Raw genomic sequence first — 12,498 nt, 5'->3', positions numbered from 1 at the left:
AGATCCTCCTTAACTAATTTAACAAAAAGAGCAAAACACTAACAAAGATATTATAAAAACTATGAACAAAAATCGAATAATATATATTTTTATGTATTAAATATATATAAGACAAAATTCCCCCAAAAATTAATGCAAATAAAAATCCAATAAATCCATAATAAAAATGTCCATAAGCAAAGATAAAACTACTAAGAAAGGCTGCAAGCAATGAAGTAATCCCTATCTGTTTAAGTTTGGTAATAATAAAACTCCTATAAAACAATTCTTCAACTCCTCCTGTAAAAAGAGAAGTAATAACCATGAAATAAAGCGATCGTTTACTGCCTATATTCCACATAAAACCAGAGTTACCTACTTCAACCCACACTCGCACTGATTCTGGAAGACAATATAAAATAAAACAAAAAATAATCAATAGCAAAAAAATACAAATAAGCAACTTAACAAAAATTAAAAATGCTTGCCAAATAAAAATAGGATTAAATTTAGGAATAAAAAACTCATCTCTAAAATTATAAGAACTTGTTAATTTAGAAAAATATACAACAAAAAGAATTAAAAAAGTACTATACAACCAATAATAATAATGATTTTTATCAAAATTCCAAAGATCAACATCAATACTGTCAAAAGGAGAAATACGGGTAACTATAAAATAGGATAATAGAACCTCCAAAAAAATATACCTTAAAGGGTATTTATTTAATAATGTCATAATAAATTATAGATATATAAATATAAGATTGTCAAATTTTGTGATAATTAATCCAAAACTGATTCTATACATTTTTGATATATTTAAAATATACTTCTTAAAAAGAGATTTTCAGTGATTTTATTATTTATAGTAAGTGCATTAAATTTATTAACAAGATATTACTTAAGACTAAATCTAATATATTTAAATTTAATCTTAATGTCACTTTTTTTAATAAAAAAAAATGCTCATTTGTCACTCACATTCATGATTAGTACAAGTTTTCTAGTCATTTTTGAAATTAGCCTAAACTTTAAAAGACTTGAGGATAATTTTTATCAAATAACAAATATTACTTATTTTGCAAAATATTCAAATACCAAGATTGAATCAATAGATGGATTTGGTAAAAAATATAAATTTATATTCAAAAATATTGAAAATAAATATACAATCGGAGATATCGTCAAAATTCAAAATAATAAAATACAACTTATCAAAAGACCCCTGCTAGTAAATATCAGAGAAAAATATAATAAACTAATAAACCGGTTTTTAAACTCAATCAGTACCAAATATTCTCACTTTTCAAAAGCGATTTTAACAAACAATAAATCAGATATAACAAAATATGAGAGTAATTTATTTCAAAAAGCAGGTATATCACATATATTAGTGGTATCTGGACTACATTTTTACCTAATTTATATTATTTTCTATTATTTACTCCTTATAATAAAAAATGAAAAACTAAAATATTTCATTCTAAGCACAATACTACTCAATTATTTAATCTTAACAGGCTTTTCACCCTCTACTCTAAGGGCATTCATCATGATAAAAACGCTTATAATTTACAAATCAACATATGGAAAAATCAATTTGCTTAGTACATTAGCAATTAGCTTTATAATAAATGCCATAATCTTACCACACACACTAAATTCAATAGGATTCAAGTTATCTTATCTTGCAGTACTTGGAATATCAATCTCCCTTGCTCTTAATCAAAGATATAATTTAAATAAACTCATATATCCAATTTTTACAACCCTTCTGATTCAACTTTCAACAGCTCCCATTTTTTATGTTAATGATCTCAACATTCAACCAATCTCAATACTATCAAACCTAATAGTTACTCCCCTAATGCTAGTATTTTTAATAATAACGATATTAAGCTTAGGAAGCTACATAGTCAACGTACACTTATTTTTATTACTTGATCTAATGAATACTTATATCTTTAAGGCAATAAAAGAAACAGCCATTATCTTTAGCAAATTTCCAGTAATTCAAAATTATAACGTAAAAATATTTCTAGTCTTAAGTATTTTAACGATACTTTATATAATCTATAAATTAGAACAAGAAAAGAGATATCTCAACAAAAACATAAAACACCAATGATAGTAATATGATATATTTTTACTATCTATGAACATAAATTATAACAGCATAAACAGCATAAAACGTGCACTTGCAAGCAAAAATATAGCTCCACGAAAAATATGGGGACAGAATTACTTAATTAATGAGCATATAAGAGAAAAAATAGTAGATACGCTTGAAATTAAAGAAAATGAAAACATTTGGGAAATAGGTCCAGGTCTTGGAGCAATGACAATTATTTTGCTAAAGAAAACAAATTCTTTGACAGTTTTTGAAATTGATCCTAAGAACTCAGAAATTTTAAATGAAAAATTTGGACAATTTAAAAATTTCAAGCTAATAAAAGGTGATTTTTTAAAAACATATAAACAAGAAAAACAAAATATTAACAAAATATTTTCAAATTTACCTTATAACATTGCATCAAAAGTAATATCAATGCTTATTGAAAATGGAATCTTAACGCACATGGTATTTACAGTACAAAAAGAACTGGCTGATAGAATGCTTGCAAAAGAGGGAAATAAAAATTACTCATCATTCACAGTACTAGTCCAATCACACTTTAATGTAATTAAAATAATGGATATTGATAAAAAAAATTTTTATCCAATTCCTAAAGTAAAATCAACAACTCTTAAACTCATTCCTTGCAAAGGAGGAATTAAAGACTTTAAAGCATTCAACAAGTTAGTCAGAACAGTATTTATAAGTCGCAGAAAAAAATTAAAAAATACAATCATTAACTTTACCAAAGACGAGAGGATTCTTGAAGAAGACTTCTTAAAAAGATTTTTAGATAAAAGACCTGAAGAAATTTCTGTTAAAGAATTCATTACAATCTCAAACAAACTAACTACTAATCATCAATGCACTCGTTAATACGATATCATCTAGAGAACACCCCCTTGAGAGATCACTAACAGGGTTTTTAAGTCCTTGCAAGAAAGGTCCATAGGCATTAGCAAAAGCCAATCTTTCAACAAGCTTATACCCAATATTACCAGACTCCAAACTAGGAAAAATAAGTACATTTGCAGCACCAGCAACCAAGGAATCACTGCACTTTTTCTCTGCAACACCTTTAACCAAAGCTGCATCAATCTGAAGTTCCCCATCAATAAGTAAGTCTGAGCATTTACTTTTAACAAACTCTAAAGCACCTTTAACCTTTTCAACTTCTATGGAATTAGCAGACCCCTTTGTAGAAAAACTTAGAAGGGCTACTTTTGGCTCTGCATTAAAAATATTCCTAAATGAATTTGCACTCTGTATTGCAATTTCTGCAAGCTGAAGAGCATTAGGATTGATTATTACAGCACAATCAGCAAACATTAAAATTCCCTCATACCCAAAACAAGTTTTAAACTGACCAAGATCATTACTAGTATCCATAATCATAAAAGAAGATATAAAATTAGTCTCTTTAAGCTTAGGAAGTATTTTAAACACACTCCTTAAAACTTTAGCAGAAGACGCTAAAGCACCACAAACACAAGTTTTAACTTCACCAAGTCTAACCATCATCATAGAAAAAGCAATTTCATCTAAAAGTTCTTCTTTAGCTTGCTTCAAAGTTAATTCCTTATTATGTTGTAAACTAAAATATTCATCTAAATATCTATTAAAATCTTTAAAAGAATTGGGATCTACAACTCTTACCATTTCTAAGATATCATCTCTAGAACCTGAAAATTCTTTTAATTTTCTAAAAACCTCATCTTTACGCCCAATAAGCACCACAAGTCCTGCAAGTTTTTTCTTTAAAAGATCAATAGTTGCTTCTAAAATCCTAACATCAGTACTTTCAGGAAAAACTATACTGGCTTTATCTCCCTTTTCCCTCACAATTTTTTTTGCTCTATCACATACATAATTTTTAAAATTAAAAGAACACATATATCCTCAATATCACATTTATCATTAATAAAATCATAAATTATTTAATAAACAAAATGAACAAAATAACCCATATTAGTATTAAAATATGAATATAATACAACAAAAAAGGAAAAAATAAATCAAGTGAAAAAAAAGAACTTAATTACAGCTGCATTGCCATATGTTAACAACATACCTCACCTTGGTAACTTAGTACAAGTTTTATCAGCAGATGCTTTTGCACGATATTCAAGAATGATGGACATAGATACACTTTATGTCTGTGGAACAGATGAATACGGTACAGCCACAGAAACTAAAGCTTTAATTGAAAAAACTACCCCTGAAGAACTATGCAACAAATATTATGAAATACACAAATCAATTTATGAATGGTTTAACATTAAATTTGACATTTTTGGACGCACAACCAACAAATATCACAAAGAAACTGTACAAGATTTATTCTTAAAACTAGAAAAAAATGGGTATATCACAGATAAAGAAAGTGAACAATTTTTTTGCCAACAAGATCAAATGTTTTTAGCCGACAGATATGTAACAGGAGAATGCCCAAATTGTGGAAATAATGCAAAAGGAGATCAGTGTGAAAATTGTTCTAAATTATTAGCTCCAATCGAGTTAATAAATCCAAAATGTATAATTTGCAAAAACATTCCCATTATAAAGACAACTAAGCATCTCTACATTGACTTACCAAAGATAAAAAATGAACTTATACATTGGATGCAAACAACTGAACACAATACAAACTGGAATACCAATGCCATTAAAACAACAAATGCATTCTTAAGAGATGGTCTTAAAGAAAGAGCAATAACAAGAGATTTAAAATGGGGAATACCAGTACCTAAAAAAGAATATGAAAATAAAGTATTTTATGTATGGTTTGATGCACCAATAGGATATATCTCAATTACAAAAGAAATTTCAAAAGACTGGGAATCTTGGTGGAAAAATAACAAAGAGACTAATTTAGTACAATTTATTGGAAAAGACAATATCTTATTTCACACAGTAATATTTCCTGCCATCAAGCTTGGAAGCAAAGAAAACTGGACAATGTTAGGTAAACTAGCTTCAAGCGAATATTTAAACTATGAACACTTAAAATTTTCAAAATCTGCAGGAATTGGAATATTTGGAAACGATGTCATTACCACTGGCATATCTACTGACATTTGGCGATTTTACATATATTACAACAGACCTGAAAAATCTGATTTTCAATTTATGTGGGACGACTTTATGGAAAGGGTAAATAGTGAACTTATTGGAAATTTCTCAAACCTTGTTAACCGAGTATTAACATTTTATAAAAAATTCTTTGGGGACAAAATAGACACAATAGAGATAAAAGAAGATTTCTGGAAAGAAATCAATCTTAAATATGATAAAACTTTAAATTTCTTCAAACAAATAGAACTCAAATCAGCTCTAAAAGAAATTCTTGATATCTCAAGAATAGGTAATAAAATATTTCAAGATAAAGAACCGTGGAAAACAAAAGACAGTACACCTAAAAAAACAAAAGAGCTATTATTAAACCTAATATATTTAATAAGGGATCTATCCATCTTAATCTCACCATTTATACCGCACACAAGTGACAAAATAAGAAGATTTTTTGGAGAAAGTTATGAAATTTCCAACAAATTTTTAGGAACAAATTTAGGTCTAAATACAATTCAGTTTACAGAAGTATTATTTACAAAGCTAGAAAAGGAATTAATTGATAGTTTAAAATTAAAATATTCAGGGAGCAAAAATATGCAAGATGAACAAACAGAAAATCCAATAAATTTATTTAGCGAAAAAGTATGCTTAAAAGTTGTACAAATAAAAACAATAGAGAGAAATCCAGATGCAGAAAAGTTATTCATTTTAAAGCTTGATGATGGGACTCCTGACGGGAAACAAATTGTAAGCAGTTTGGCAGATTATTACAAAGAAGAAGAATTAATTGGAAAACACATAATAATAGTTGACAATTTAAAACCTGCCAAATTTAGAGGGATCAAATCTGAAGGAATGTTAATTGCAACTGAAGATGAGAATAAAAATTTTAAAGTAATAATTGTAGAAGATTTTAAAGATAATCCCATCCCTGGAGAGCGAATAATACTTGAGAGTGATAGTGATAAAAAATTAAAATTACCATCAAAGATCAGCATAGATAAATTCCTTAAAACTCAAATTATAGCAGAAAATGGGGAACTTAAAGTAAACGGTATTAACCTTATACTAGAACATTCTAAAGAAAAAATACTATCTAGAGAAATTCCAAATGGAAAAGTATATTAAGTCTCAAATCAAGAAAAATTAATGAATATTAAAAAAATCGAAATAGAAAACTTAAATGAAAATTACCTTCAAAGCAAACTATGGACAACTGTAAAAAAAGTTTCAAGCAATAAAAGTCCATGGAAAGCCATAGCATTTAGTAATAATCATTTTAACAAAATTCTTGTGATGCAAAGAAAGATCTTTGGAAAATTTTACTTAAGCTATATCGCTCATCCAGAATTTTCAAATAAGAAAATCGACGAAATTAATTTAGACGAGATCAATACCCAAATCAAAAAATTTAGTGAAAATATAAGGCAATATTTACATAAAAATACCATATTCGTACGATATGATTTAATGTTTTATACTTCAAGAGGCTTAAAAGAAGAATATATCCCACTAAAACTTAAATTTAAAAATCTACAAAAATCATTCGATGACATACAACCAGCAAATACAACAATACTAAATTTAAATGACTCATTAGATGCCATTAAAGCTAAAATGAAAAAGAAAACTAGATATAACATAAATCTTAGCAGCAAAAAAAACATCAAAGTTATAATAGATGATGACTTTAAATATTTTGATGAATTTTACGCACTTCATAAAGATACAGCCCAAAGAGACAAATTTGCTATTCACTCAAAAGACTATATAAGAAATCTAATAAAAGCATTTAGAGAAGATAAAAATTCCAAAATCAAACTAATAATTGCACTATATAATGAACAACTAATATCTGGAATCATTGTTGGTATATATAAAGATAAGGCCACATATCTTTATGGTGCTTCAAGCAGAGAAAATAGGCATCTAATGCCAAATTATGCGGTGCAATTTAAGACAATACAAATGCTGAAAAGTCTTTCAATAAAAGAATACGATCTTTTAGGAATTCCTCCAAACGCTGATCCAAAACACCCTTTATTTGGTCTCTTTCAATTTAAAACCGGATTTGGAGGAAAACTTATCCACAGAATTGGATGTTATGATTTTGTGTACAAAAAATTTTTATATCAAATTTACAGCATTCTTGAAATACTAAGATACATTTACTACAAAATTATTAAAAAAAGATTTTAAGCCATAATACTCACTAAATTTTTAAATTGAAGTCCTCTATCAAATTCATTCTTAAAAAGTTCAAAAGAAGCACTGGCTGGAGAAAATAAAACTATATCATTCTGAATAGAAATTTTTTTAGCATAACAAACACATTCTTTTAAAGAAGAAAAGATAAAATAATTAATATTATTATCTTCTAAAAATTTAATAATTTTTAAAGTAGCACTTCCTCTTAACAAAATCCAGGTTTTAACCATGCTTAAAATTTCACTAAAAATTGCAAAATTAAGCTCTTTATCAGTTCCACCAGTAATAAGATTAATCAATCCTACGTAAGCTCTTAAACTTTTAACAGACAAAATTGTAGAATCAGGAATTGTTGACGCCGTATCATTATAATATTTAACACCTTCAAATTCTCTCACAAATTCTAATCTATGCTCAATGCCATCAAAATCAGTCACAATCTTAGATACAACACTCAAATCCAAGCCTAAATAACTTGCAATAAAAACAGTGATCATTTTAGAGATCAATAGCACAATCCTTGACTCACTAAGAGTACCCACTACTTTGTTATTTAAATAAATTTTGCCCTTTTTAAAATAAAAAATATCATTTTCAAAATTTAAAGGCACAGCTTCTGAGAATAAAATACTCTTAACCTTAGATTTAAATCTAGAAAAATAATTATAATAAGCTTGATCTTGAGAGATCAAAATTCCCGAATTTTGATTTATAAAAATCCTTGATTTATCTTCTATATAGTTATCAAAATTTGAATAATAATTTTGATGATCAGAGTAAATATTTGTAATAATGCTAATTATAGGACATAAATTCCTAAGATCATGCAATTGCCAAGAAGAAAGCTCTAAAATAATAGGCGATATTCCATCAAGCTCATCTAAAAAACTTAAAGGAGATACTCCAATATTACCTCCAAGCTTAGAATTTGGATACTTAATAACCAAAACCTTATGCAAAAGAGATGCAAGTGTTGATTTTCCCTTAGTTCCTGTAATAGCAATTATTGGATTTTTATTAAACATTAAAAATAAACTAATATCGGTCTCAACCCTTTTTGCAAGTTTTAAATATTTATTATCAAAACTTACACCAGGATTTTTAATAACAATATCTGCCCTCTTAAAATCATCCTCATCATGATATCCTAAAACATATCGAATTTTATCTCTAAATTGTTTCAAGGCCTCAATGCTTGGGATTAATTCTAACTCATTCTTTAAATCAGTAATTACCAAATTACCACCATGTTTTAATAAAAACTTCGCAACAGCCAGACCTCCTCCATGAAGCCCTAAACCCATAATTAAAAAATTTTTACCTCTTATCTCATCTAAATACACAGCACAAGTATTATAACAAAATAATTAACCTGTTTTAATAGATTTAATCCACTTAGTACTATAAAAATAAGGCAGAGAAATACCAAATTTAATTACATCTTCAAGAGTTGGAATAAAAACAATAAGTTCAAATGGAGTTTGAGTATAATTTGCCAAAAAGTATGCAACAGGAATTGTATAAATGAAAGTCACAGAACATTCCATAATAGCTCCAAAGTTTGGAGCTGCACCTGCACGGAAAAACCCAAATAAATATTGAAACGCAAGGGAGGTAAAAAAAGCTGAAATAGCATAATATCTTAGCATAACTCCCATAAGATCTGCATGCTCTAATTTATAAAAAATATGGGGCACTATAAATGATAAAGCAAATATTATAAGAGAAGTCAAAAACGCCAAAACAAAACCTATTTTGCCTAAATATGCTGCAACAGACATTATTTCCCTTTTATCATTATTCATCTCGTGTCCCATCACAATATTAACAGCAAAACAAAAAGCATAAGTCATATTAAGTCCGATAAAATAAGTAGAAAAAGTTATACTATAAGCTGCATATTTAGCCGTATCAATTCTTGAAAAGATTGCAATTAAACCAAAATATCCCAAATACCAAATAAAATCATTTAAGAAAATTGGAACAAAAACCTTAATTAGCTCAGAAAATATCACAGGATTGATTTTTAGATTTTTAATCTTAAGGTAAAAATGTGAATTTATATTAAAAACAGTATAAAGAAGATAAAAAACAAGCTCAATCAATCTAACCAATGTAGTTGCAATAGCAGCACCAACTACCCCCATATTAAGCACAAAAATAAATAAATAGTTAAAAACCACATTTAAAATAACTGAAAAAACAGAAGTAGCAATTTGAATTTTGGTTATTTTAACAACTTTCAGTGAATTAGCAATAATTCCCTTAACAACTGCAAATATAAAAGAATAAACAGCAATATTAAGATAAGATATTCCATAATAGATAGCTACTGGGTCATCAGATAACAACCCAAGGAAAAAATATGAATAAAATAATGAAATTACTATAAATAAAAAGGAAAAAAATAGAAGAATTAAAATGCTAATAAAAAACGTATTTTTAAAATTATCAATATCACCTTGGGCATATTGCCTTGTTGCCAATATGTTATAAGCTCCCATTACGGTAAAGGCAATAGTACTAAAGAGTTCAAACAATTTATTTGCAAGAGAAACTCCAACAACAGGATAATCACCAAGGTAAGATACCATAATATTATCTGTAAATGCAATAACATTAAATAAAAAGAATTCAATGGCTGTTGGAACTGCAATATTTAAAATATCTTGATACACACTGTTTTTCTTGGATTTGCTTAATGAATACATAACCTCCTCCTAAACATAAAAACAGCAAGTTTTCAAATTATTAAAAAAAAATTTAACTTAAAAAAATACACTATAAAAAAGTAGCGGGAATTCCTTTATTAAACACAATCAAAATGAATTTTAAATCCACATTGCTCATACAATATCCTAATTGTCATTATAATATATTTTAAAAATTAAGTCAGTTCTTCATAATGAATGTCTTTTATCCAATTATTTTTAAAAAACTCTATTAAAATAAATATATTTTTAAAGATCTCCTCAAGATTAACAATAAAAACTATTAATGGCAATCTAAAATTTGTAAAAAAAACTAAAAAATAAGCAATTGGCAATGTATAAAAAACAATAACTCCCACCTCAATATAAAAACAAATATTAGGAATTCCACTGGCTCTAAAAACACCAACAAGTGTCTGAGCTGTAAAACCCTTAAAAACAACAATACTTGCAAAAATAGAGATAAAAGTACTAACAAGTTCAGGAGAATCCAAATTACCAAAAATAATAGGAACAATTTTAGATGTTAAGCAAAGAATAAAGGCCACAACAAATCCCAAAACAACTCCAATAACTGACAAAAATATTCCCAATGCTCTAACCTGTTCCTTATCATTTACCATCAAATGCCCAATAATAACACCAGTTGCAACTCCCATCCCATGCATCACAACAAAGCATAAATCTAAAATATTAGACGCTACTGCAAAAGATGCATATTCACTACTTCCAAGCCGAGCATAAAAAGCATGCAAAATAGTTATGCTTAAAACCCAACAGATTTCATGTAAAAAAACAGGAATCAGTATCTTTAAATAAGCCACTTTAACACTCTTTGAAACAAAAAAATCACTTATTTTAAGATGATAATAAGATTTGACATTCAAAAGGTTATAAAAAAAATAAAAGATAAATTCACTAATCCTAGAAAGCAAAGTAGCATAAGCGGCCCCTCTTATTCCCATATTAAACCCAAAAATTAAGATATAATTTAAAATAATATTCATTAACACAACAAATATAGTAACAATTAAAGGTATCTTTATATCCTTAATACTCTTAAAACCCATGGCAGATAAAAAAGAATAAGACATAAAAATGTAAGAAACAGAAACAATTTTTAAATAATCCATTCCAAAATTTAAAGACTCGTTTTCTTCTATGAATAGCTTAATAAGCTCCTTTGAAAAAACAAAGGACATACAAAAAAAAATAATTCCAATAGTAATTCCAATTATCAAAGCATAAGCAAATGCCTGCTTAACATGTGTAAATTTTCCCTTAGAAAATGCTTGAGAAGCATAAGCACTAAGCGTAGTACCCAATGCAAATATAACAATAAAACAAAGAAAAGTTATTCTATTAGAAATAGAAGTCCCTGTCACTTGCGCAGATCCTAAATAAGCAATCATATAATTATCAAAAAATGTTACCAATTGAAATAAAAAAGACTCAAAAACTGTAGGAATAGCCAATACCAATAATTCTCTTAGTATTGAACGATAACTGTTAAACTTTGTCAGCATATCTTATCCAGATTATCACTTTTATCAATAAAAATTACTCACACGACAAAAACAAATTATAATATATATAATATAATTACATTTTTATGAGATCATTAAATATATTTTCACTAATACTATTAGTTAATAACTTGACTTTACAAGCAAATACAATATCAAGAGAAGACTTAAAAAATTTATTTAAAATTATAAAAATTTTAGATAAATCTTATCAAAAACAAATAAAAGAAAAACCTATTCAATTTATAAAAGAACTTAAACCACTACTTGAAGCAGAAAAGAATGACCTCTTAATACTTGTAAACAAAAAAATCCCAATTCCTAAAGGATACAACCCAACTGATTTAGTTTATTTGAAAGATTTTAAAGAATTAAAAAATATTGGAAAAAAAAGCTTAAAGTTAAGAAAAATATTAATAGACGACTTAACTAATCTTGTAAAAGCAGGAAGAGAAAATGGCTTACAAATAAAAATAGTGTCAGCATACAGAACAAGAGAATATCAAAAATTTTTATTTGAACATAACGTAAAAACTTACGGACTTAAGCTAGCAAAAATTCAATCAGCAATTCCGGATCACTCACAACACCAACTAGGAACAACCATAGATTTCATCCAAATAGATGACAATTTACTAAATACAAAAGCAGGTAAATGGCTTTATGAGAATTCATTCAAACATGGATTCTCATTATCGTATCCGAAGGATCATGAAATAGAAACTGGTTATAAATCAGAGCCTTGGCATTACATGTATATTGGTAAACAAGCATGCATTTTGCAAAAAAAATACTTCAACAATTTACAGTATAAACTTTTCAAGTTTTGGCATGAACATAAAAAAGAACTTTCAACTTTAATTCAAAAATATACAAACTAATA

At 27.2% G+C, this 12,498-nt stretch carries 10 protein-coding genes; 5 read left to right on the top strand and 5 right to left on the bottom strand.

Annotated features, from left to right (window positions below):
- Nucleotides 1-13: 13 nt before the first annotated feature.
- Nucleotides 14-718 (bottom strand): CPBP family intramembrane glutamic endopeptidase, encoded by a 705-nt coding sequence (locus bpSLO_RS02975; protein ID WP_025407357.1) that lies wholly within the window; start codon nucleotides 716-718, stop codon nucleotides 14-16.
- A 114-nt stretch (nucleotides 719-832) separates the two neighbouring features.
- On the opposite strand from bpSLO_RS02975, the gene bpSLO_RS02970 reads away from it, so the two are divergent.
- Both bpSLO_RS02970 and rsmA read left to right on the top strand, forming a co-directional pair.
- Entirely contained in the window at nucleotides 833-2,110 is a 1,278-nt protein-coding gene (locus bpSLO_RS02970) for a ComEC/Rec2 family competence protein (RefSeq protein ID WP_025375588.1), read from the top strand.
- Nucleotides 2,111-2,137: 27 nt separating this feature from the next.
- Nucleotides 2,138-2,974, top strand: a complete 837-nt coding sequence (gene rsmA, locus bpSLO_RS02965) for a 16S rRNA (adenine(1518)-N(6)/adenine(1519)-N(6))-dimethyltransferase RsmA (RefSeq protein WP_038447865.1) — start codon at nucleotides 2,138-2,140, stop codon at nucleotides 2,972-2,974.
- On the opposite strand, the gene pta is transcribed toward rsmA, so the two are convergent.
- Complete coding sequence (gene pta / locus bpSLO_RS02960) at nucleotides 2,945-3,991, bottom strand: phosphate acetyltransferase (RefSeq protein ID WP_025407359.1); 1,047 nt, start codon at nucleotides 3,989-3,991, stop codon at nucleotides 2,945-2,947. The two genes, rsmA and pta, sit on opposite strands and share 30 nt — an antisense overlap.
- Before the next feature lie 117 nt (nucleotides 3,992-4,108).
- Between pta and metG the strand changes: the two genes are divergently transcribed.
- Together metG and bpSLO_RS02950 are read left to right on the top strand one after the other, a co-directional pair.
- Nucleotides 4,109-6,298, top strand: coding sequence for a methionine--tRNA ligase (gene metG / locus bpSLO_RS02955; RefSeq protein WP_348648859.1), 2,190 nt, complete (start codon nucleotides 4,109-4,111; stop codon nucleotides 6,296-6,298).
- A gap of 21 nt (nucleotides 6,299-6,319) precedes the next feature.
- Nucleotides 6,320-7,369: a lipid II:glycine glycyltransferase FemX gene (locus bpSLO_RS02950; RefSeq protein WP_025407360.1), complete on the top strand. Its 1,050-nt coding sequence runs from the start codon at nucleotides 6,320-6,322 to the stop codon at nucleotides 7,367-7,369.
- Here the strand turns inward: bpSLO_RS02950 and murD are convergent.
- The 3 genes from murD to bpSLO_RS02935 form a co-directional block, all read right to left on the bottom strand.
- Nucleotides 7,366-8,721, bottom strand: coding sequence for a UDP-N-acetylmuramoyl-L-alanine--D-glutamate ligase (murD, locus tag bpSLO_RS02945; RefSeq protein ID WP_025375583.1), 1,356 nt, complete (start codon nucleotides 8,719-8,721; stop codon nucleotides 7,366-7,368). The two genes, bpSLO_RS02950 and murD, sit on opposite strands and share 4 nt — an antisense overlap.
- Nucleotides 8,722-8,745: 24 nt before the next feature.
- A complete protein-coding gene (locus bpSLO_RS02940; RefSeq protein WP_025407361.1) occupies nucleotides 8,746-10,089 on the bottom strand; it encodes an MATE family efflux transporter in 1,344 nt (447 codons plus the stop codon).
- Between the two features lie 176 nt (nucleotides 10,090-10,265).
- Nucleotides 10,266-11,615 (bottom strand): MATE family efflux transporter, encoded by a 1,350-nt coding sequence (locus bpSLO_RS02935; protein WP_025375581.1) that lies wholly within the window; start codon nucleotides 11,613-11,615, stop codon nucleotides 10,266-10,268.
- 86 nt (nucleotides 11,616-11,701) lie between these two features.
- On the opposite strand from bpSLO_RS02935, the gene bpSLO_RS02930 reads away from it, so the two are divergent.
- Nucleotides 11,702-12,496, top strand: coding sequence for a M15 family metallopeptidase (locus tag bpSLO_RS02930; RefSeq protein WP_025407362.1), 795 nt, complete (start codon nucleotides 11,702-11,704; stop codon nucleotides 12,494-12,496).
- Nucleotides 12,497-12,498 lie beyond the last annotated feature (2 nt).

The sequence above is a fragment of the Borrelia parkeri genome, from assembly GCF_023035815.1.
In the GTDB taxonomy this organism is placed as follows: domain Bacteria; phylum Spirochaetota; class Spirochaetia; order Borreliales; family Borreliaceae; genus Borrelia; species Borrelia parkeri.
This window is presented reverse-complemented; position numbering and strand designations above follow the sequence as displayed.